21 protein-coding genes and 1 pseudogene are annotated in these 22,332 nt (G+C 43.0%); 13 read left to right on the plus strand and 9 right to left on the minus strand.

All coding sequences use genetic code 11. The features are described from left to right. Window positions 1–44 precede the first annotated feature (44 nt). Window positions 45–266: pseudogene (locus RH061_RS23080) on the plus strand (glutaredoxin family protein); the annotation flags it as partial. A gap of 244 nt (window positions 267–510) precedes the next feature. Then, entirely contained in the window at window positions 511–1,863 is a 1,353-nt protein-coding gene (locus RH061_RS05460) for an L-cystine transporter (RefSeq protein WP_311076285.1), read from the plus strand. A 112-nt stretch (window positions 1,864–1,975) separates the two neighbouring features. On the opposite strand, the gene RH061_RS05465 is transcribed toward RH061_RS05460, so the two are convergent. The 3 genes from RH061_RS05465 to RH061_RS05475 all read right to left on the minus strand — a co-directional run bounded on the left by RH061_RS05465 (window position 1,976) and on the right by RH061_RS05475 (window position 6,529). After that, window positions 1,976–2,551, minus strand: coding sequence for a YitT family protein (locus RH061_RS05465; protein ID WP_311074481.1), 576 nt, complete (start codon window positions 2,549–2,551; stop codon window positions 1,976–1,978). A gap of 152 nt (window positions 2,552–2,703) precedes the next feature. Further along, window positions 2,704–4,005 carry an NCS2 family permease gene (locus RH061_RS05470; RefSeq protein WP_311074482.1) on the minus strand — a complete coding sequence of 434 codons (1,302 nt, stop codon included), beginning with the start codon at window positions 4,003–4,005 and terminating at the stop codon, window positions 2,704–2,706. Window positions 4,006–4,708: 703 nt separating this feature from the next. Then, window positions 4,709–6,529, minus strand: a complete 1,821-nt coding sequence (locus RH061_RS05475) for a dihydroorotate dehydrogenase (RefSeq protein WP_311074484.1) — start codon at window positions 6,527–6,529, stop codon at window positions 4,709–4,711. 148 nt (window positions 6,530–6,677) lie between these two features. Between RH061_RS05475 and RH061_RS05480 the strand changes: the two genes are divergently transcribed. From RH061_RS05480 to RH061_RS05490, 3 genes are all read left to right on the plus strand, one after another. Beyond that, the gene (locus RH061_RS05480; protein ID WP_311074485.1) at window positions 6,678–6,860 is read left to right on the plus strand and encodes an H-type small acid-soluble spore protein; all 183 of its coding nucleotides are present in this window, start codon (window positions 6,678–6,680) and stop codon (window positions 6,858–6,860) included. A 158-nt stretch (window positions 6,861–7,018) separates the two neighbouring features. Next, window positions 7,019–7,402: a DUF302 domain-containing protein gene (locus RH061_RS05485; protein ID WP_311074486.1), complete on the plus strand. Its 384-nt coding sequence runs from the start codon at window positions 7,019–7,021 to the stop codon at window positions 7,400–7,402. A 108-nt stretch (window positions 7,403–7,510) separates the two neighbouring features. Further along, a protein-coding gene (locus RH061_RS05490) for an IS3 family transposase (RefSeq protein ID WP_311074489.1) occupies window positions 7,511–8,673 on the plus strand; the annotation gives its coding sequence in 2 pieces (ribosomal slippage) (window positions 7,511–7,787 and window positions 7,787–8,673; 1,164 coding nt in all). Window positions 8,674–8,774: 101 nt separating this feature from the next. Here RH061_RS05490 and RH061_RS05495 read toward each other — a convergent pair. Both RH061_RS05495 and RH061_RS05500 read right to left on the minus strand, forming a co-directional pair. Continuing rightward, window positions 8,775–9,773 (minus strand): inorganic phosphate transporter, encoded by a 999-nt coding sequence (locus RH061_RS05495; RefSeq protein ID WP_311074490.1) that lies wholly within the window; start codon window positions 9,771–9,773, stop codon window positions 8,775–8,777. A 12-nt stretch (window positions 9,774–9,785) separates the two neighbouring features. Continuing rightward, window positions 9,786–10,403 carry a DUF47 domain-containing protein gene (locus tag RH061_RS05500; protein WP_311074492.1) on the minus strand — a complete coding sequence of 206 codons (618 nt, stop codon included), beginning with the start codon at window positions 10,401–10,403 and terminating at the stop codon, window positions 9,786–9,788. A 365-nt stretch (window positions 10,404–10,768) separates the two neighbouring features. Between RH061_RS05500 and RH061_RS05505 the strand changes: the two genes are divergently transcribed. Both RH061_RS05505 and RH061_RS05510 read left to right on the plus strand, forming a co-directional pair. Beyond that, a complete protein-coding gene (locus tag RH061_RS05505; RefSeq protein WP_311076287.1) occupies window positions 10,769–11,599 on the plus strand; it encodes an aldo/keto reductase in 831 nt (276 codons plus the stop codon). A gap of 434 nt (window positions 11,600–12,033) precedes the next feature. Continuing rightward, window positions 12,034–12,291, plus strand: coding sequence for a GlsB/YeaQ/YmgE family stress response membrane protein (locus RH061_RS05510; RefSeq protein WP_311074495.1), 258 nt, complete (start codon window positions 12,034–12,036; stop codon window positions 12,289–12,291). A gap of 52 nt (window positions 12,292–12,343) precedes the next feature. Here RH061_RS05510 and RH061_RS05515 read toward each other — a convergent pair whose 3' ends face one another. Next, entirely contained in the window at window positions 12,344–13,264 is a 921-nt protein-coding gene (locus RH061_RS05515) for an RluA family pseudouridine synthase (protein WP_311074497.1), read from the minus strand. Window positions 13,265–13,463: 199 nt separating this feature from the next. Here RH061_RS05515 and RH061_RS05520 point away from each other — a divergent pair, with 199 nt between their 5' ends. Then, entirely contained in the window at window positions 13,464–13,862 is a 399-nt protein-coding gene (locus tag RH061_RS05520; RefSeq protein ID WP_311074500.1) for a YhcU family protein, read from the plus strand. Window positions 13,863–13,920: 58 nt separating this feature from the next. On the opposite strand, the gene RH061_RS05525 is transcribed toward RH061_RS05520, so the two are convergent. Both RH061_RS05525 and RH061_RS05530 read right to left on the minus strand, forming a co-directional pair. Beyond that, complete coding sequence (locus tag RH061_RS05525) at window positions 13,921–14,391, minus strand: thioredoxin family protein (RefSeq protein WP_311074501.1); 471 nt, start codon at window positions 14,389–14,391, stop codon at window positions 13,921–13,923. A 1-nt stretch (window position 14,392) separates the two neighbouring features. After that, window positions 14,393–14,830 carry a disulfide oxidoreductase gene (locus RH061_RS05530; RefSeq protein WP_311074503.1) on the minus strand — a complete coding sequence of 146 codons (438 nt, stop codon included), beginning with the start codon at window positions 14,828–14,830 and terminating at the stop codon, window positions 14,393–14,395. Window positions 14,831–15,069: 239 nt separating this feature from the next. On the opposite strand from RH061_RS05530, the gene RH061_RS05535 reads away from it, so the two are divergent. The 3 genes from RH061_RS05535 to RH061_RS05545 all read left to right on the plus strand — a co-directional run bounded on the left by RH061_RS05535 (window position 15,070) and on the right by RH061_RS05545 (window position 19,962). After that, complete coding sequence (locus RH061_RS05535) at window positions 15,070–16,608, plus strand: GNAT family N-acetyltransferase (RefSeq protein ID WP_311074504.1); 1,539 nt, start codon at window positions 15,070–15,072, stop codon at window positions 16,606–16,608. Window positions 16,609–17,454: 846 nt separating this feature from the next. Then, window positions 17,455–19,200 carry a phospho-sugar mutase gene (locus RH061_RS05540; protein ID WP_311074506.1) on the plus strand — a complete coding sequence of 582 codons (1,746 nt, stop codon included), beginning with the start codon at window positions 17,455–17,457 and terminating at the stop codon, window positions 19,198–19,200. 39 nt (window positions 19,201–19,239) lie between these two features. Further along, window positions 19,240–19,962 (plus strand): SDR family oxidoreductase, encoded by a 723-nt coding sequence (locus RH061_RS05545; RefSeq protein ID WP_311074508.1) that lies wholly within the window; start codon window positions 19,240–19,242, stop codon window positions 19,960–19,962. Window positions 19,963–20,085: 123 nt separating this feature from the next. On the opposite strand, the gene RH061_RS05550 is transcribed toward RH061_RS05545, so the two are convergent. Continuing rightward, window positions 20,086–20,340, minus strand: a complete 255-nt coding sequence (locus tag RH061_RS05550) for a YhdB family protein (RefSeq protein WP_311074509.1) — start codon at window positions 20,338–20,340, stop codon at window positions 20,086–20,088. 181 nt (window positions 20,341–20,521) lie between these two features. Here RH061_RS05550 and RH061_RS05555 point away from each other — a divergent pair, with 181 nt between their 5' ends. Both RH061_RS05555 and RH061_RS05560 read left to right on the plus strand, forming a co-directional pair. After that, entirely contained in the window at window positions 20,522–20,845 is a 324-nt protein-coding gene (locus RH061_RS05555; protein WP_311074511.1) for a DUF3889 domain-containing protein, read from the plus strand. Between the two features lie 68 nt (window positions 20,846–20,913). Continuing rightward, window positions 20,914–22,326, plus strand: a complete 1,413-nt coding sequence (locus tag RH061_RS05560; RefSeq protein WP_311074513.1) for a SpoVR family protein — start codon at window positions 20,914–20,916, stop codon at window positions 22,324–22,326. Window positions 22,327–22,332: the final 6 nt, after the last annotated feature.

Here is a 22,332-nt window from a genome sequence, read left to right on the forward strand (position 1 = left end):
CATTAACCTTATTCACAAGGCCAATGTGAACAGACTGCCAGGACGCGAAGGAGTTTCTTTCGCAGAATAAGGTAGAGTATGAAGAAATCAATGTCCAGGGAGAACCTGAACAGGAGAAAAAGCTTAAAGAAGTGACGGGTACTGCGATTGTTCCTGCATTTATTTTCACAAGCAAGAAGCTCTATTTCTTGAAGGACAAAAAGGTTTTGATCGGATTTGAAAATAACAGGAGGGAAATAGAGAAACTGGTTGAGCAATTGAAGTGAATGAGAGGCAGGCTCAGGGTGTCCATGTATTTTTTGGACACCTTTTTATATTGGAGTCAAAATTTTCACTAGCATGGAACCATCCAGAGCAACATAAATTATAATATATAAATCTATGAGAAGGAGGACAAATATTTTAATTCCGAGTTGACTTATCAGAATACATGTAATATATTATTCGAGAAAGATACTTAGGAGGGGAAAATCAGTGACCACTGGATTAGTGATTCTAAATATTGCAATCATGCTGGGCATTATTGCTGTTTTATTTTACTTACAAAAGAAACATGTATCATTTTCTAAAAGAGTATTCATTGCATTAGGAATCGGGATTATCTTCGGTTTCGCGCTGCAATTCATTTATGGAGCAGGTTCTGAAATCCTTGCCAAGAGTACCGATTGGTTCTCGATTGTCGGAAGCGGATATGTAAAGTTCTTACAAATGATCGTAATGCCACTCGTATTTATATCCATTTTGGCAGCCTTCACGAAGCTAAAGCTGACAAATAACATTGGTAAAATCTCTACATTGATTCTCGGCTTGCTGGTTGGCTCGACGGCTGTAGCGGCTGCTGTGGGGATTGCTACTGCAGTCGGTTTCGACCTTGAAGCGGTGCAAATTACTCAGGGTGAGGCAGAACAGGCACGTGCAGAGAAGCTAGAGGAAACGTATGGAGGAATCGAAGGGCGTACAATGCCGCAGCAAATTCTGGACCTTTTGCCTGCGAACCCCTTCCTTGACTTCACTGGTGCAAGGCCAACTTCAACGATTTCAGTTGTGATTTTTGCAGCGTTCCTTGGGATTGCCTACCTTGGAGTCAGAAGAAAATCACCTGACCAGGCAGAGCTTTTTGCCAAGATTGTGGACGCATTCTATGCCGTCATCATGAGGGTTGTTACGCTGATCCTGAGACTGACTCCATATGGTGTCCTGGCGATCATGACGAAGACTGTAGCCTTAAGTGATTTCGATGCAATACTGAAATTAGGTAAGTTCGTAGTCGCTTCTTACGTTGCGCTAGCGATCATGTTCATCATTCATTTGTTATTATTGACCATTGCCGGTTTGAATCCGGTCACTTATGTGAAGAAAGCATTTCCGGTGCTTGCGTTTGCCTTCACCTCAAGAACGAGTGCCGGGGCACTGCCATTGAACGTTAAAACACAGCGCTCGCTTGGAGTTCCAGAAGGAATCGCAAACTTTGCCGGATCCTTCGGCCTATCGATCGGACAAAACGGCTGTGCAGGGATTTATCCAGCGATGCTCGCAGTCATGATTGCACCGTCAGTTGGTATTGACCCGCTGACACCGTCGTTCATCGCAACCGTCATTGCAATCGTAGCGATCAGTTCCTTCGGAGTTGCCGGAGTCGGAGGGGGCGCCACATTCGCTGCACTTCTCGTTCTATCAGCATTGAATCTGCCAGTGGCACTTGCCGGATTGCTGATTTCAATTGAACCACTAATTGATATGGGACGTACCGCAGTAAATGTAAGCGGCTCGATGACTTCAGGCATCCTGACAAGCAGAATCACAAAAGAAATCGATTCATCCGTCTATACAGATATGAATCAAAAGATCGAAGCAGAAGCTTAATTAGAAAAGTGCAAGCACTACAGGGCGTATAATTGAGATAAAGAAACAGCAGAAGCCAGCCAAGGGATAACTTTGGCTGGCTTTTTTGCATTGACTTATATCCGGAAGAAAATCAATGAACAATATCCTTTTTAATCACACACAAAGATGTCAACAAACCCACACAGGCGATCGTAAGCAGGGAATAGATGAATTTTTCCATGCCAATCACCTTTAACCCCGACATAACCACAATTCCATCAATGAGGAAAATCAAGATCCCAACATTAACAGGAAAAAACTTTTGAACCAATTGAGCTAATAAATCAGTCCCGCCAGTGCTCGTTTCATAGCGGAGCATCAAGCCAATTCCGCAGCCGACCAATACTCCTCCGAGGATTGCGCTTGGGATTATGCCAAGATGGATTCCTTTTTCAACAGGTGCGAACAAATCGATGAAGAAGCTTGAGACCAATAAACCATTCAGGCTGTGAAAAAAGTATTTCCGTTCCAGTATCCATGCCAAAACGTAAAGAGGGATACTCAGGAGGATCATCGTAAGACCCGTGGGAAACCCGTGAAAATAATGAATGATCAATCCAATCCCAATCATGCCGCCGTCCAGGAGTTGGTGAGGGACCAAAAATCCATTCACGCCAACTCCAAGCAGTATGCTTCCTACAAGTACAGCAAGAATTTTACCCAGCATTCGAGATCACCAGCCTTGTCCCTTCTCCCATTATTTTTATGTAGAAAGACAAGCGTTAGAACTCGGAATATAAGCGTTATATTCATGAAGGAACCATCAGGGGGATAAAAAAACAGAACCCGCCATTTGGCAGGTCCTGTTGTAGCAATATCTTAGTGTGGCAGGAATGCAAGCTGATAAAAGAACAGCACTGCGAAAACATAGAGCAGCGGGTGGACTTCACGCCATTGCCCTTTTACAACTTTTAGTAAAGGATAAGAAATAAAGCCAAGTGCGATTCCTGTTGCAATGCTTGATGTAAGCGGCATACTCAGGATGATCAGGAAAGCAGGGAAGGCTTCATCTATTTCATCCCAGCTGATTTGAGAGATGCTTCCCATCATCAGGCTTCCAACAATGATCAATGCAGGAGCAGTTATAGCTGACAATCCGGAAACTGCACTTACAAGCGGACCGAAGAAAGCAGCGACGATGAACAGCCCAGCTACCGTCAGTGAGGTTAGCCCGGTACGTCCTCCTGCTGCAACACCTGAAGACGACTCAATATAAGCTGTCGTCGGGCTTGTCCCGAACATGGCACCAGCAGCAGTGGCGATCGAATCGGAAAGCAAAGCTTCCCTAGCGCGAGGCATCGTATTTCCTTTCATCAATCCAGCTTGGTGAGCGACGCCGATCATTGTGCCAGTAGTATCAAAAATGGTCACAAGGATAAAAGAAAACACTACAGCGTATAAGCTGTTCTGAATAACATCCATCAAGGCTGTCCAAGGATTCAGCACAATCATTCCTTCAGGAAGAGATGGCATCGACATAAACCCTTGATTAAATTCAAGTTGGCCGGTAAAGAAGGCAATGATCGCGGTAACGACCATTCCAAGGAACAGAGCCCCATTAACCTTTAGCACCATTAAGACAAGCGTAATCGCAAGGCCAACAAGAGCAAGCAAGGCAGATGGAGAATGCAAGTCACCAAGTCCAACAAGGTTTGAAGGGTGGCTGGTGATGATTCCTGTCAGGCGCAAGCCGATAAAAGCAATGAACAGCCCGATCCCGGCAGTGATACCGTGCTTTAGGTTGGGTGGGATTGCTTCGATTAATTTTTCGCGGAAAGGAGTCAAAGACAAGATAACAAATATTAAACCTGCGATGAAAACTGCAGCGAAAGCAGTTTCATACGAAATGTTTTGATGGTTGCCAACAACAGAGTAGGCAAAGTAAGCGTTAAGCCCCATACCCGGAGCAATCGCGATAGGGTAATTAGCAAATAAAGCCATCCAAAGCGTACCGATCACAGCAGCGATGATTGTCGCCGTGAAAACTTGTTCGAAAGGAACACCGGCATCAGCGAGGATGATAGGATTGACGACCACGATATAGACCATCGTAAAGAAGGTCGTTAAACCAGCCATCATTTCTGTTTTTACATTCGTGTTGTTCTCTTTTAATTTAAACATGAGTTCCTCCAAAAAATACGAACGATTTTTAAACACAATAAATATAATATTCGTTTTTAGAGAGTTTTACAAGGGGGAAATTAAAGAAAATCAAATAATAACAGACGGGAGGGTTTATACTGGTAAGCATGCATTATGTTCCCCTTAAAGATGGGGATTGATTCGAAAGATAACCTTAAGCACCGGTTTTCTTCTTCATAAGGGTACCGTTCGAAGTAAAAGATACCCTTATGTGAGGATTCTCTTCTCCATAAGGGTACCGTTCGAGGTGAAAGATACCCTTATGCGAGTTTTTTTTCTTCATAAGGGTACCGTTCGAGGTGAAAGATACCCTTATGTGAGGATTCTCTTCTCCATAAGGGTACCGTTCGAGGTGAAAGATACCCTTATGCGAGGATTCTCTTCTTCATAAGGGTACCGTTCGAGGTGAAAGATACCCTTATGTGAGGATTCTCTTCTCCATAAGGGTACCGTTCGAGGTGAAAGATACCCTTATGAGAGGATTTTCCTCTTCGTAAGGGTCCCGTTCGACGGTAACGATCCCCTAATGCATCAATATTAATCCCCTAAGGGTACCAATCAAGCCGAAAGGTAATATTTTGGAATTCCCCATTTACAGAGTGAGGACATTTAAGCCGTATTTCTCCCGAAAAAAACTGCAGACATACCCCTTTTCCAGGTTTCGTCTACAGTATATAATGTGTCATCTTTTTTTAAAATAATCCTTCGTTAACGCCAAGCCTGCAATGTACAGCGCAAGTGCGAAATAGGCTGGAAGCAGGTGGATAAAATCAATATAACCGATATAGAAATGGGTGAGAAGCCCTGCTGCAAATGCTGGAATTCCACCGAACAAGAAGGTTCTCCACACCCACGCTGAACCTTCATGGAATCCCCACAGCGAGAGCGTCAGCACTAGCAGCCCAACGCTGAAGAGTGCGCTGCCGAATCCGGCACGGTCATGTGCGATGACGGGGATCAGCTTCTCGTTCAATTGATTCATTTGATCTGGTGTCATGCAAATATAGGTCAGGTCGGTATCGACAAAGACAGTTGTAGCGCCAATTGTCGATATCACAATACCGCCAATCACGAACGAGAAGCCAAGGATGACAAAAAGAAGCTGGCCATATACTGCTTTTTTCCAAGAAGGACTGTTTTCGCGATTTTTTGAAGAAGGCGATTGATTGGCTGGGCGTGTCTTTCTGTACCCCACGATATAAAAAGGCAACAGGAGGAGCCAGAATAAACCGTGTAGCCAGTCAAAATAACCAAATCCAAGAAAAAGCAAGATGCCAAGGAAGCCAGTAATGGCCCCGATGTTGAATGCTCTTCTTGCCCAGTGAAGTCCGTATCGTATTCCGTGGCGGGCCAGCTGCATGTAGATGAATCCCCCGGAAATCATTGTTCCTGCGAGAGTCATCCTGTCATGTGACATGAATTTAAAAAGATTGGGGTTGTAGGCCATCAACTCAAGCCGGGTCATTTGCATGAAGGCTTCATCATAGAAGAGGATGACCTTCGTGAAACTGAAAAATAAGACCACTGCTCCTCCAAGCAGGATGAATAATCCAAACAGCCAATACCAGATCCAGCCAGGAAGCACTTTGCGCTCTTCTCCCAGATCGTCCATGAGGGCCTCATTGATTCTTTTAGGCAACCCCGGCCCCGAGGCAACATAGCCGCCGGAAAGGAAGACTAGCTCGGCACCGGCTTCAAACAGGGCAAGTGCATCAGCAGGCTGGACAACTCCCCCTGAGGTAATGACAGGTAAATCGAATTCTTTTTTCATCCGCATTACGGCATCAACCATCCCGGCCGTCTGCTGGAGAGGCAAGACCTGTTCCCCGTCAGTTACGATAGAGTCTTCTTCAATCATGAAGCCATCTGCAAGCTGGCCTGCTGCATGCAGCTTCGGGAGATGATCAGCTACTATCGAATGGCTGATTGCTATAAGAACAGCTTTGTTTTCCAAGAGTGATTTTATATATGAAAGATCATCGATGCTATGTATTTGATCAAGTTCGATTATGAAAGCATCGCCCGTATCCTTCAAATGCTCGGCAATGTGAAGCGGTTCCTCTAGCCGAATTAAAATCGGGACTGTCCGTGTATTTGTTATTTTGCTTTTCGTGGCAATAAGTCCAATTGTCTCGGTCTCTTCTGGCAGGACCAGGGCATCTTTTGTTTTTGAAAGGCCTGCAGCTGTTCCTGGCCCTCTCGGTAGTTTGGTGATCGGACCAACTTCAATTGCCCCAAATCCAAGACTCCCGAAAACATTGATTCCTGATAATTTTGGGTCAATCTTTCCGCTTAATCCGACCGGACTGTCAAAATGAAGCCCAAAAAGGGTACGCGATAATTTTTCCGAGGGAGACATATGCCCAAGGAATTCGATAAATGGCCTCCCTCCAGGAATTTGAGAAAGGAAGGACATCCCTCGGTGGATGAATTCCCGTCCTGCGTTTCCAGGTAAAAGAGGCAGCCATGGTTTAAATAATGGGTGATAGGACCAATCAGGCATAATGACCTCCAGTATTTATGGCATTACTTTTATTCTATCGTAAATAATCATGTTCGTGGCAGTTAGCTCATTTAATTTTCAGGGGCGAATAAAAAGAAAAGCTTCTAGCTAAAATAGTGGAGAAAAAATGATTGCGGAGGTAACAGAAATGGATTTGAATCGTATAAAGCAAATACTGTCTTCGTCGGCAGAAATCGATGTTGTATATAATGGTGCATCTGTGTGGATTGATCATTTAAATGAGGACGGACGCACTGCTACTGTCCATTTGCGCGGGCCGCTGGAAGAAAGGACAACTGTTGAAATCTCAGAGCTGCAGGAGAGATCGTAAGCATATATCCTGAAAAAAGACTATAGGACCCTAATGACCGCCGGAGTGCAAAATAGTGTACGGCGGTTTTTCTCTATGGCACAATATTTATAATACCTATAGTGGTTTATCCGCTTTGAAAGAGAGGTATTCTTTTAAAATCGAAAGGAGAGATGAAAATGTTCCATCATACAATTGAAGTGGACAAGTCAATGAATGAAGCAGTATCTGCACTTGAAGCAAGTTTGAAAGAGGAGAAGTTCGGTGTCCTTTGGTCCCTGAATATGAAGGAAACTTTAGCTGGTAAAGGCGTGGAGCTTGACGGTGACTATATCATCCTTGAAGTATGCAATCCGCATGAGGCGAAAAGAGTACTTGAAAAGAATCCGATCGTAAGCTATTTTCTCCCTTGTAAAATTGTCGTGTACAAAGAGAACGATAAGACCAAGGTCGGCTTGCCTAAGCCAACTGAACTGATTAAATTTGTTGAAAATGATGAACTGCAAACCATTGCGGCAGACATTGAAAAACGGCTGATCGGTGCAATAGACAATATTAAATAGAACAAGGAAGCCCAAGGAAAATTTGGACTAACCTAATCATTTGAGACAATATAAAACACCTCCTAAATGTTAAACTGTAAACAGAACATTTATCGGAGGTGTTTTTGCGTGGGCAAAAACGTATATTCAGGAGAAATCAAATGGGCGGTAGTTAAGGCAAAGATCGAAGGAAAATTAACGAACAAAGAGATTATGGAGAAGTATGGGATTAAGAATACCACTCAGATTAAAACTTGGATGAAATGGTATCGAGATGGCCAGATGCATCGATTTGACCAGCCAATCGGAAAGCAGTACTCATATGGACACGGTCCTGAATTTTCCACTAAAGACGAGCGACTAAATAATCAGCTAACCCATTTGAAAATGGAGAATGAAATTTTAAAAAAGTATTTGGCGATGAAAAAGGAGTGGATAAAAGAGTAGTAATCGAACTGGTTGAACTATTAGGTAAGAAATATACTGTTAAAGCAATTCTGGGCGTTTTAAGCGTTCCCCGTTCTACTTACTATCGCTGGCTTAAAGGTATAAGGGAACATAAAAATGTACATGAAGACCTCATTATTCAGATCTGCAAAGACACGAAATACAGAAATGGACACCGCAAAATAAAGGCCATCTTAAAACATGAACATAAGATTAACCTGAACCGGAATACAGTCCAAAGAATCATGCAGAAGCATCATCTACAATGCAAAGTGAAACCAAAGAGAAAGTGGAAGTCGCAGGGAGAAAGTGAAGTGATTGCCCCAAACCTTCTTAACAGGGATTTTTCCGCTTCGAAACCGAACGAAAAGTGGGTAACCGACATTACCTATATTCAGTATGGAAGCATCACTTTGTATCTCTCTACAATCTTGGATTTGTACAATAATGAGATTGTTACTTATAAACTTTATAACCACCAACAGGCGCCCCTTGTAATCGATACATTAAAGGAAGCATTGGAGAAGCGCAACCAGCCAGAAGATGTCATTATTCATAGCGATCAAGGCAGTGTCTATACTTCCTATGCCTTTCAGAATCTCGTGAAAGAACGCAATTTGGTAAGCAGTATGTCCAGACGGGGAAACTGTTGGAATAATGCGGTGATTGAATCGTTTCATTCAAATTTAAAGAGTGAGGAATTTCAATACTGTAAGTTTAATTCCTTGCCCAATATTGAAGTCGTCAAGAAAGTGGATAACTTTATAAAACATTATAACGAGGAAAGAATACAAGAAAAATTAGGCTACCTTACTCCCAAAGAGTATGGAAGAAAGGCAGCCTAAAGGGTGTTTTATGTTTGTCTCATTTAGCTAGGTAAGTTCAATTCCTTGGGCTTTTTATAAGGTCGTACATAATGTAGTCAACAAACGACTAAATATCTTTTTTAAAAAATAGCATTCAGTATAAAGTAGGAAATAGCCGCAACAGTGGCTGAGATTGGCAATGTAATCACCCATGTAATGATCATGCGCTGAGCTGTTGTCCATTTCACGCCTTTAACTCGATGCGCAGAGCCCACACCAAGAATGGAGGAAGAAATGACATGCGTAGTACTTACAGGCAAGTGAATGTAAGTTGCTCCAAAGATGATCAGGGCACCTGTAAGATCTGCTGCCACACCGTTCACTGGACGGATTTTCATGATATTTCCGCCTACAGTTTTGATGATTTTCCAGCCGCCAACTGATGTTCCAAGACCCATGGCAAGAGCACATGAAAATTGAACCCAGAATGGAATGTCACTTGTAGTGAGATAATTATTCGCAATCAATGCCATGGTTATGATCCCCATGGCTTTTTGTGCATCATTCGTTCCGTGTGTAAAAGACTGCAATGCCGCGGTAGCAACCTGGAAATAACGGAAATTCCGGTTCGTTCTTGTGAGGTTGTTATTCCTGAATAAAATCTTAAAAATACTATAAACAATGAATCCTACTGCAAATGCAAGAAGCGGTGAAATGATCAATGCTTGAAGAATCTTCAAGAAACCATTGTAATTCAGGGCATCAAATCCTGCGGCTGCTAGAGCAGCACCGGCAATAGAACCGATAATTGCGTGTGAAGAGCTGCTTGGTATTCCATAATACCAAGTCAATAAATTCCAAAAAATTGCAGCAATCAATGCGGCCAAAATCACGATGGATCCATTTTCCAGTGTAAAAGGATCTACAATATCTTTAGTAATGGTTTTGGCTACTCCAGTAAAAGTCATGGCACCAACAAAATTCATGATGGCAGCCATGATAATAGCGTGGCGAGGTTTAAGAGCTTTTGTTGATACAGAAGTGGCGATCGCGTTTGCTGTATCGTGAAAACCATTAATGAAGTCAAATGCAAGAGCCCCAATAACAATCAATACTGTTACGATAAAAACTACATCCATTTCTCAGGCTCCTTACGCGTTTTTCATGACGATGCTTTCAAGTGTGTTTGCAACATCTTGGCAGCTGTCTGCGATTTCTTCAAGACCTTCATAAATCTCCTTGTACTGAATGATCCTGATCGGGTCTTTTTCGACCGAGAATAGGTGTTTGATGGATTGGCGAAGTACACCATCACACTTTGACTCCAGGTCTTTAATGCGGATTGCATGATCCCTTACCTGCTTAAGTTTTTTAGTAGTCAATAGCTGGACGGCTTGCTCAATCTCAAAGGAAGCACTTTTGATTGCTGCCACGAACTCCATCATGAAGTTGTCTGCTTTTGTGATCGAATACATGTCAAACAGGTTCGCGCAATGTTCCATGCCATCAAGTACATCATCCATTGTCATTGAAAGGGCAAGGATATCTTCTCTTTCTATAGGAGTAATAAAGGCATTGTTCAGTTCCATGATCACTTCATGGATCAGATTGTCACCCTTCGTCTCCATATCCTTCATTTTTTCCGTGAAGATTTTTAAGTCGCTTGCATTGTTCAGTTTGTAATCAGCAAAATACTCACTGCTCTCTTTAAGATTCACGGAAATGTCCGTGAGCAAAATTGCAAACTTGTCTTTTTTGCGGAAAACCATAATATAACCTCCACATTTAACCTTTTTCATTTTTATAAGCGAAATTAATTTTAGCTTATTATTGTCGAAATAAGAAGATGTTTGATGAAAAAAATTCATGATTGTTGTTATCTCCAAGGAAAAGCATAGTGTTTCATTCCCGTTATCATGGATTTACATCCCAACTTTCAAAGGAACGAGCCCATTTTGAAAAAATGGATTGTCCGGCTGTTTAGGACAATTTTTTGCCGGGAACTTAAACATTAATCAAAAAGAAAACTTCGGCCGATGAGCCGTTTATATAGATTTAGCGGCTGTCTGGATGGCAGCCGTTTTGATTTGTCTTCAACCTTGCTGAGGGATACAATGGATGTAAAAGGAGGGAGATCACGGTGAGTATTTTTGATACGGTGGAATTACATAACGGTGTGAAAATCCCGGCTTTTGGCCTTGGGGTCTATAAGGTTGAGGATGGGCAACAAATTGAGGAAACAATCCAGACGGCGCTTGACCTTGGATATCGGCTCATAGATACAGCTTCTTTTTACCAGAATGAAGAAGGTGTTGGACGAGCGATCCGCAATAGCAGTATTCCGAGGGAAGAGTTATTTATCACTACGAAGGTATGGAATTCTGAACAGGGGTATGAAAATACGCTGAAAGCCTTCGATGAAAGCATGGACAGGTTAGGGCTGGATTATTTGGATTTATATCTCGTCCACTGGCCAGTAAAAGGCAAATATCTGGACACATGGCGTGCTCTTGAGCAGCTGTACAGGGAAGGCAGGGTGAAGGCAATTGGTGTCAGCAATTTTAAAATACACCACTTGCAGGATCTTCTAAGCCATGGCAAAGAAAAGCCAGTAATCAATCAAGTCGAACTCCACCCGCTGCTGTCGCAAGTCGAATTGCGCAATTTCTGCCAGGAACATGACATCAAAGTAGAGGCTTGGTCCCCGTTGTCCAGAGGCAGGTTTCTTGATGAACCTGTTCTAGGGAAGATTGCGCAACATCACGCCAAGACACCGGCTCAGGTTATACTAAAATGGCATCTGCAAAATCAAATTATCCCGATCCCTAAATCTGTCACACCATCAAGGTTAAAGGAAAATGCAGAGCTATTTGATTTTAAGCTCGACCAAAGAGAAATGGAAGAGATCAATGGACTTAATAAGGATCAGCGTTTTGGAGCCGATCCTGACCATATTGATTTTTGAGGTGCAGCTGGCAAACCAAATGCTAAACAATAAATTTTTTAAGACGGACTGAATTGCAATCAGTCCGTTTTTTATTTGTGAAAATGGATACATTAAAAGAAAGAGAAAAACTGCATGCTGAAAGCTGTTAGAGGATTAATTGAATCCTGGTAGGTTTTAAAATAATCCAGGGGTGGTAATGTAGGTGTACAAGCAGAAAACAACATGATTTCACATCGTAGACTCTGCTTGTTAGACTGCAGAACAACCTGGTTTAACACCATGGTTTCTGAGGTAAGATAAGGTTAGAGCAAGCTGGTTAGCTCCCGGGAAGCAAATCAAATCAGCATAGGCTAAATTTATTTCACTGCAGTTTGAACTCTTTAAAGGGTGTGAAACCCCTTAGCACTATTACTACTTGTAAAATACATCTACTTTTAAGGAGGAATTACATTATGATGAGTTTTCTTTGGGCATTAATTATTGGTGGTATTATTGGATGGTTAGCAGGATTGATCTTGGGCAGAGATATTCCTGGCGGTATTATCGGTAACATCATCGCTGGTTTCGTAGGTGCTTGGATTGGACAAGCAATCTTAGGAGACTGGGGACCTGTAGTTGCTGACTTTGCGATTATTCCGGCATTGATCGGTGCGATTGCATTAGTATTCATCGTCAGCCTTGTAATGAAGAGCATGCGTAAAGCTGACTAATAGTAATAATAAAAAATCCTTCCAAAACGGAAGGATTTTTTTGTGGAATTTTTTAAATCTCATAAGGATCGATGTTAAGAAATATGGGCGGTTGGTCGATAAAAGGTGCGTGGCATATTATTTTTTCCTGTGTGAACGGGTGGGTGAATTCCATTTTCACACCATGCAGTGCTTGCCTGTGAAATGTATCGCTTCCGCCGTATAGTGCATCTCCAGCAAGCGGGTGCCCAATTGAGCTGAAGTGCACACGAATTTGGTGAGTCCTGCCGGTGTCGAGTGAACATTGTACAAGCGTAAGGTTTTCATGCTTTATTTTGTCCAATACTTTGAAGTGAGTGATGGCCTGCTGGCCTGTCTCCGATACTCTTCTTCTGGTTGGGTGATGACGGTCCCGGCCGATTGGTTTATTGATTGTCCCTTTTTTCTGATGGATGATTCCGTCGGCTAAAGCCAAATAGGTTCTTTTGATATTCCGTTCCTCCAGCATTTTATCAAGAATGGCTGTAATGAGCGGATTTTTGGCAAAAAGTACGGCACCAGTTGTCTCGCGGTCAAGCCTGTGGATATGTCGCGGCCGGTTGCCTTCACCATTGGACAGCATATGGAAAGCAGCTGCGTTCGCAAGGGTACCGCCCTGGCCGCTTACATTTGGATGGGTATCCATGCCCGCTGGCTTGTTGAAGACAATCAGATAGTCATCTTCATAGATGATATCTGCATTCAAGTATTCAGGGCTGACAGTCTGCTCTTCTTCAGTAAAAAGCTTCATGCTTAAGCGGTCACTCTTTTTGAGGGGGATTGTCCAATCTGGAACTTGGCCGTTGATCAGGACGTTCTTTTCCATCCTAAATAGATGGACCATTTTTTTCGGTGCTTTCCAAAAGTCCTTGAAAAGTGTTTCAAGAGTGTGGCTTTCCCATTCAGCGGGGATGACGAGTTCACACCATTCGCCTTTTTTAGTAGTGTGTATCATACTGATCTCCTGACTTGATTGATTTTTTTATTGGATTAGGTGAAGTACTTCAAAAAAACCACGTTTTCATACGAGAGAATCTGTCAACTTTTACCGCATGCATGGGCATAATTACCACCCAGTTAATTGGAATGAATATGTTATTCTAGGTATATATATTACGAATAGATTACAAGGGTAAATAAAGGTGGGTCGATCATTGAAAATTGTATTTGCGTCTACACCCGGACAAGAAGAGAAAGTAGTAGAACTGGCAAAGTATTTTTACACTGATATTTTTCCATTATACTTTACGGACGAAGATATTCATGAATTTGAAAGGCTTGAAGTATTACATACGAGACCCGAACAGTTCGAGAGATTCAGTACACTTGGCGATGCATTCCAGGTGATCACGAGCATGCAGACATTGATCTCTATTCTGGAGTCTGGCCATATTCCTGAAAAATATCAGTCGATGTTCCGTAAAAATGTCCAGACATTGACAGACTACGGAATTTGTTTCCCGTTTAATTACAGTCAATTCTCTGATTCGAGGCATGTTCATCTTGATTATATCAGTACTTACACAAAAGCCGCCAATAGACTGCTGTTATAATCCAAAACTACTATCAAAAACAAATTAAAACGCCTGCGATTCGCAGGCGTTTTTGTATTTACTTCAATGTGTTCTCGTTGAACCAATCTTCGAAAGTTGCTTCCTCCTGATAGCCGACGATTCGGTTGACTTCTTTTCCATCCTTGTACTGGACGATGGTTGGAGTTGATTCGATTCCGTAGTCATTCCAGCCCTGTTCGAATTCAAGAAGATTGTATTGAATAAGATCCACATCCATCTCCTGTGCTAGTGGTGCCACAATTGGTGTGGTACGGACACAGTGAGGGCATGTTGGACTGTAAAAGTAAACCGTAACATCCTCGCCGTTTTCAAGCTTCTTATCCAGCTCATCAGGCAGGACGATGTTTTGATAGTTTGGGTCATCCAGCTGTTTGACCGTCTCTGGGTGAAGCGTGTCCTTGCCGTATGGATTTCCTTCGGCTTGTTCCTCGTTTTGTGCTTTATTCAGGAAAAATAATGCTGCAAATAAACCAATGATGATTACTAGAAAAATAATGACCTTTTTCAATTTACGCTTCCTCCTTAGATTTCTGCCAGATCAACAGGCTTAATGTAAAAATGATGATAAATGCAGTTAAAGCCAGGAATGGGATCGTGATAAAACCAAGCCAGTTGATATATTGGCCAGTACAAGGCACCCGGCCGCAAGTAACAGCATTGTCGGCCATGAATGGCACCTTCTGCAATGAATAATGGTAGAGGGAAATCAATCCGCCTACAGCCGACATAATCATCGTATAAAAGGAGATTTTATAATCTTTTTTTACAACAGCGATTCCGAGTATCAAGGCAAAAGGATACATCAGGATTCGCTGGTACCAGCATAACAGGCAGGGCTCATACTGTCGGATTTCCGAGAAATACAAACTGCCGAACATGGCAATGATCGATGTAGCCCAAGCCGCAAATAAAAACGACTCCCTCGAATCTTTTTTCGTCTTTTCCAAGCTAATCTCCCCTAAGCTATGTAATTTCTATTTAAACAATCTTTATAAAGAAAACACTTATCTCTCATTACATCTTAAGGAATGTAATAAAATATTTCAATTAACATTATGTGAATTTATTTTTCCCAATAGAAAAGGGGAAGATAAATAAACAGTATTATTAGATGGCCATTTTGGGTATAGGGATATGCTGAGTAAATTTACATACGTAATTTTTTATTGAGAGGATGCAGATTTGTATGAGTGAATTGGATTTGTCCAAATTTGAAAAAAGAATGATCATCCGCAACACGAGGCAAGAGGATATTGATGAAATCATCAAAATGCAGAACAGCTGCTTTCCTGGGATGGACCCATGGAAGCGGGACCAGCTGGAGAGCCATCTTGAAATCTTCCCTGAAGGCCAATTTGTCGCTGAATATGATGGGAAAGTGGTAGGTTCTTGTTCGAGCCTGATTATAAACTTTGATGAATACGATGACCGCCATAGCTGGGATGATGTCACAGATGAAGGATACATCACGAACCATAATCATGATGGCTACAATTTATATGGAATTGAAGTGATGACCCATCCTGAATTCAGGAGAATGAAGGTTGGTTACCGGTTATACGAAGCGAGGAAGGATCTTGCGAGGCAGATGAACCTGAAGAGTATCATCATTGGCGGAAGAATTCCGAATTACCACTTGCACGCTGAGGAAATGTCGCCTCGTGAATATGTGCGGCAGGTCGCATCGCATAAAATCTATGATCCCGTACTCTCATTCCAGCTGAGGAACGATTTTACACTAATGAGGATCAATCCAAACTATCTTCCGGATGATCTTCAGTCCAACAAGTATGCTACCTTGATGGAATGGAATAATGTCGACTATCAGCCAAAGTCAAAGCGTTTTTATAAAACAAGCAATCCTGTACGGATATGCGTTGTCCAGTATATGATGAGACAAATCAAGTCATTTGATGATTTTGCTCATCAGTGTGAATACTTTACGGATGTCGCATCGGATGCTGGATCTGATTTTGCCGTGTTCCCGGAAATCTTCACGACCCAGCTGATGTCCTTCATGGATGAGAAGTCCCCATCGCTCGCAGTCCGCAGGGTGACAGAATATACAGAGCAGTACATCGAGCTCTTCACCGACCTGGCTGTCCGCTACAATGTGAACATCATCGGTGGTTCTCATTTGGTAAAAGAAGATGATGATGAGATTTACAATATTTCCTATCTATTCCGCCGCGATGGTACAATCGATAAGCAATATAAGCTCCATATCACGCCAAATGAGCGCAGGTGGTGGGGCATCAGCCGCGGCGATGAGCTGAAGGTGTTCGATACTGACTGTGGCAAAATCGCTATCCAAATTTGTTATGATATCGAGTTCCCTGAGCTTGCAAGGATTGCCACGGATAGGGGAGCCAAAATCATTTTCACGCCATTCTGTACCGAAGATCGCCAGGGTTATCTGCGGGTGCGATATTGTGCCCAGGCAAGAGCGGTCGAGAACCAGGTATACACAGTCATTTCAGGTACTGTCGGCAACCTGCCGCAAACAGAGAACATGGATATCCAGTATGCACAATCAGGAATCTTCGCGCCATCGGATTTTGAATTCGCGAGGGACGGAATCGTCGGCGAAACAAACCCGAACATTGAAATGGTCATGATCGGGGATGTCGACCTGGAAATCCTGCGCCGCCAGCGCCAGGACGGTACAGTCCGCCAGCTGAAAGACCGCAGACATGATATTTATCGTATACAGTATAAGAAGTAGGATTGCGTACACCACCTGGGGTAAATGCTCGATGCCCCAGGTCTTTTTTGATCATGATGAAAAGAGTGAACAGGTATTAACTCCTAATTTTTCCTTTAATAGGATGAAGGTGCAATTATGCCTTTTCTTCGTGCAATTATCACCTTTATTGGTGCAATTATCACTATGTATCGTGCAATTACCTGTGTTGTCCGTGCAATTATCTCCAATGAGTAAGAGAATAATTTTTCCAATTGGCTGATCGGTTGTCTTTGTTCTCGTTTTTCAAGACAAATGCGCCTGCTTAGACTAGATGACGGACACTTCTGTCCGTGAAGAGCTAGATGACGGACACTTTCTCGCCTTTTTCACGAATTTCTGTCCGTCATGTGCTAGATGACGGACACTTTCTCGCCTTTTTCACGAATTTCTGTCCGTCACAAGCTAGATGGCGGACACTTTCTCGCCTTTTTCACGAATTTCTGTCCGTCATGTGCTAGATGACGGACACTTTCTCGCCTTTTTCACGAATTTCTGTCCGTCACGAGCTAGATGACGGACACTTTCTCGCCTTTTTCACGAATTTCTGTCCGTCACGAGCTAATTGACGGACACTTTCTCGCCTTTTTCACGAATTTCTGTCCGTCACGAGCTAGATGACGGACACTTCCACGCAGTTTTCATGGATTCCTGTCCGTCATTTGCTAAGTGACGGACACTTTCTCGCCTTTTTTACGAATTTCTGTCCGTCACGAGCTAGATGACGGACACATTCCTGTGGTTTTCATGAATTTAATTATCAATCATACCCCATCTTGTTTTATAATTAGCTGTAAGATTCAAATCTTATTTTCAGGAGGTCATTTCATGGATTGGAAGATGAAAGCCGATAAGTGGCTTGGTTTTGCCGGATTGGATCCGGAGCTGAAAACCGAACTTGATTCACTAAAGGATAATGAGAAAGCTTTAGAGGAAGTATTTTATAAAAACCTGGAGTTCGGGACTGGCGGCATGCGCGGTGAGATTGGCGCTGGTACCAACCGGATGAACTTATATACTGTCCGCAAGGCATCTGCAGGCCTGGCAGCATACATAGAAGAGCAAGGGAATGAAGCGAAACAGCGTGGTATGGCAATTGCCTATGATTCCCGCCATAAATCACCTGAATTTGCTATGGAAGCAGCGAAGACATTGGCAACCCGCGGCATCCAGACATATGTCTTTGAAGAGTTAAGGCCAACACCGGAGCTGTCTTTCGCAGTCCGCTACCTGCATGCATACGCTGGAATCGTCATTACCGCCAGCCATAACCCGCCTGAATACAATGGCTATAAAGTATATGGTCCTGACGGCGGGCAGCTGCCGCCTGACAGTGCGGATGAAGTGATCGAAAAGGTAAATGAAATCGAGAATGAACTGTCAATTCAAGTCATGGACGAGCATGAACTGAAGGAAAAAGGCTTGATCAAGATGATTGGTTCCGAAGTGGACCGCGCGTATCTTGAGAAGCTGATGACGATTTCCGAAAATCCGACACTCTCAGATGAAGCTGATGTAAAGGTGGTATTCACACCATTGCATGGTACTGCCAATATGCCAGTACGCAATATCCTCACGAACCTGAAATACCAGAATGTCACGGTCGTGAAAGAGCAGGAGCTGCCGGATCCAGAGTTTTCAACGGTGAAAAGTCCGAATCCGGAGGAGCATGCTGCATTTGAGCTGGCAATCCGTGAAGGAAAGAAAATAGATGCAGATGTACTGATTGCTACAGATCCTGATGCCGACCGTCTTGGTATTGCTGTAAAAGACCCAGATGGGGAATATGTTGTGCTGACTGGAAACCAGACGGGAGCGCTGCTTCTGCACTATATCCTGACGCAAAAGCAGGAAAAACAGACACTCCCAGCCAATGGGGCTGTATTCAAGACAATCGTTACTTCAGAACTTGGACGTAAAATCGCTTCTTCTTTCGGGATCGAGACCATTGATGTCCTGACAGGCTTCAAGTTCATTGCTGAAAAAATCAAGCAATATGAAGAGTCAGGGGAGTATAAGTTCCTGTTTGGCTATGAAGAAAGCTATGGATACTTAATCGGGGATTTTGCCCGTGATAAAGACGCAGTCCAGGCTGCAATGCTAGCTGTCGAGGTTTGTGCATATTACAAAAAGAAGGGCATGTCTCTATACGATGCGCTCCTTAGCGTTTATGAAGAATTCGGTTATTATCAGGAAGGGCTGCGTTCCTTGACGCTAAAAGGAAAAGAAGGCGCAGAGCTGATACAGAAAACCCTCGGAGTCTTCCGCCAGGACCCTCTTAAGCAGCTTGGTGAATTGAAAGTTACAGCAGTGGAAGATTATTTAACAGGCGTAAGAGTGAATGAAAACAACGAGGAAGAAAAAATCCAGCTTCCTTCTTCAAACGTTATCAAATACTATCTCGAGGATGGTACTTGGGTGTGCCTTCGCCCGTCTGGAACGGAACCAAAGATCAAGTTTTATTTTGGTGTGAACGACAAGAGCCTGTCTGAAAGCAAGCAGAAACTGCAGAAAATCGAGCAGGATTTCATGCAGGAAGTTGAAATGAAAATGGAAGCAGCAAAGAACCAGTAATTACAGCCTCAGAACTGCAGCAAGAAAGGAAGTAATCATATGTTAAAAGAACAAGTCGCAATCGTCACAGGTGCATCAAGAGGAATCGGCAAGGAAATCGCTGTGAAATTGGCTGAGCAGGGAATGAAGCTCGCAATCGCAGGCAGCTCAGACGAAATCAATCAGACAGCGGAAGAAATGAAACAAAAAGGTTTTTCTGATGTCATTGCCGTCCAGACTGATATCAGCGATGAACAGCAGGTAAAGAACCTTGTTGAAAAAACAATGGAGGCGTTCGGGCAGGTTGATGTACTTGTCAACAATGCTGGAATCGGCTTTTTCAAGCTCGCAGAAGAAGTAACGGTTGAAGAATGGAGAAAGCTATTTGAAGTGAACGTTCAAGGTGTATTCCTTGGCGCAAAAGCCGTTCTTCCTCATATGAAAGAGCGTAAATCGGGTACCATCATCACGATCTCTTCAGATGTTGGAAGATATACCATTCCAAACGGAAGCGCTTATACAGCTTCAAAGTACGCTGTCCAGGGTTTCAGCGGAGCACTCGCTCAGGAAGTCAGGGAATACGGAATTCGTGTTGGCACCATCAACCCAGGAATGGTTGATACCTATTTTGCTGAATCAAAACAGGGGCTTCCGGAAAAGCATGATTGGCTGAAGGTGGAGGACATCGCGAACGCAGTTGTTTATATGGCTTCCGCGCCAAAACATATGCTGATTGATGAAATCGTCATTCACCCGCTTGTGCAGAATTACCCGATTGCCTGATCATGGGGAGCGGTACAGAGAGAAACGGGAACTAATTATTACCAGTGAAAATCAGCATAAAAAATAATAAACACGGCACCTTAATATAGGTGGCCGTGTTATTTTTTTGGTGGAATTCTCTTGTTAAATCGAGCCGGTTACAGCGGTTTCCAGGTAGTCATCGCCGGCGGCTTCATTTGCGTGGTCGATATATCTGAGCAGGGAATACAGGCGTTTTTCAATGACAGTGTAATCTTTTTCAAAGTTGTAAGCGTGGAGAAAATGTTCTATCTTCTTGGCCAGAAACTGGTCCTCGGTCCTGACCATAAGGATAAGCAGGTTATCCCATTGAGATCGGTGCGTGTAATATAAGGCCCGATCGTAATCCATTTTGTTCATATCCCATCCTCCTTATGAGGAGTTGATAATATTATATGGATTTGATGGCGGAACTTCCTCAGAAAATGTTGGACAACCCTGTTTACAGGGACTTTCAAGTTTTACCTGTATAATTGCGCACCGCAATGACTACATATCGAGGCGGGAATCACAAAGCTGGCAGCCCAAAAGGAGTGTAATCATGAAAAAGTATTTTGCCTCAATGGCTGTGTTGTTGTTTTTGTTACTGGGCATCCAAAGAGTCGATATTCATGCACAAAGGCCTGATTATGAAAAATATGGCAGGATAGCAACTGCAGTGGTCAAGGAGGATTTTCCCGGAGAAGCTGTCCAGGATTATAAGTATATGGGCAGGAAGCAAATAGACGATCGGCAGGTACTCGACTCATTTCAGTACAAGGTCAGCGTCAACGGTAAACCAATGATCATGACGGTCCAAGTGACTCATGATTTAAAAAATGACAGGTTATTGAGTCTTACAGTGACTGAACAACACCAGCAGTAAAGTTTCTAACCTGTTCATCTTTCTCCTTTTTTCCTCATACATTGTTGTAAGAGATGAAAGGGGGAGAGATGGTGTCAGAGGATCAGAAATCACTGGAATATGCCATTTCTGAAATTACCGAAATCGCTAAAGGGTTTGGACTGGACTTTTATCCGATGAGGTATGAAATATGTCCTGCAGAAATCATCTATACATTTGGTGCCTATGGAATGCCAACAAGATTTTCTCATTGGAGCTTTGGCAAGCAGTTTCATAAAATGAAGCTTCATTATGACTTGGGCCTCTCAAAAATTTATGAGCTGGTTATCAACTCCAATCCATGTTACGCCTTTCTGTTGGACTCGAATTCGCTGATTCAAAATAAGTTGATTGTTGCCCATGTCCTTGCCCATTGTGATTTCTTCAAGAACAATGTCCGTTTCCAGAATACGAAGCGGGATATGGTTGAAAGCATGGCAGCAACAGCGGAGAGGATCCGCAAATATGAAATACAGCATGGAAAGCAAAAGGTTGAATCATTCCTTGATGCGGTGCTGGCTATAGAAGAGCATATCGATCCTTCACTGATGAGACCGAAGCTTGCATGGTCAATTGAGGATGAGGATGAAGAAGATGAGCCAATGTCCGCAGCAACCCCATATGATGATCTCTGGAATCTTGATTCAAAAAAGACTGAAGCAAAAGACAAAAACAACAAAAAGAAATTTCCGCCGCGCCCGGAGAAAGATTTACTATTGTTCATTGAGAGTTATAGCCGTGAGCTTGAGGACTGGCAGCGGGATATATTGACGATGATGCGTGAGGAAATGCTCTATTTTTGGCCGCAGCTTGAAACGAAAATCATGAATGAAGGCTGGGCTTCTTACTGGCACCAACGAATTCTCAGGGAGATGGACTTGACTAGCGGGGAATCAATCGAATTTGCGAAATTGAATGCCGGGGTCGTACAGCCATCTAAGACTGGTATTAATCCTTATTATTTAGGAATCAAAATTTTTGAAGATATTGAAGACCGCTATAATAATCCAACTGATGAAATGAAACGGCGCGGAGTTAAGCCTGGTTCAGGCCGGGAAAAAATGTTTGAAGTCCGCGAAATCGAATCGGATATCTCATTTTTACGAAACTACTTGACGAAGGATCTGGTCATGCGCGAAGATATGTATCTTTTCCAAAAGCAAGGGCGTGAATACAAAGTTGTCGATAAAGCGTGGGAACAAGTTCGCGACCAGCTTGTCAGCATGAGAGTCAATGGAGGCTTCCCGTATTTGACTGTAACAGACGGCGATTACCTGAAGAATGGTGAATTATATATAACTCACGGCTTTGAGGGAATAGAGCTGGACATTAAGTACCTTGAAAAAGTCCTTCCATATGTCCATCAGCTCTGGGGCAGGAAATGCCATATCGAAACCATCGTTGAAAGCAGGGCGATGCTGTACACATATGATGGAAAAGGGATTCACCGCAAATATTTATAAAGCTAA

This window comes from Mesobacillus jeotgali, assembly GCF_031759225.1.
Taxonomy (GTDB): domain Bacteria; phylum Bacillota; class Bacilli; order Bacillales; family Cytobacillaceae; genus Mesobacillus; species Mesobacillus jeotgali_B.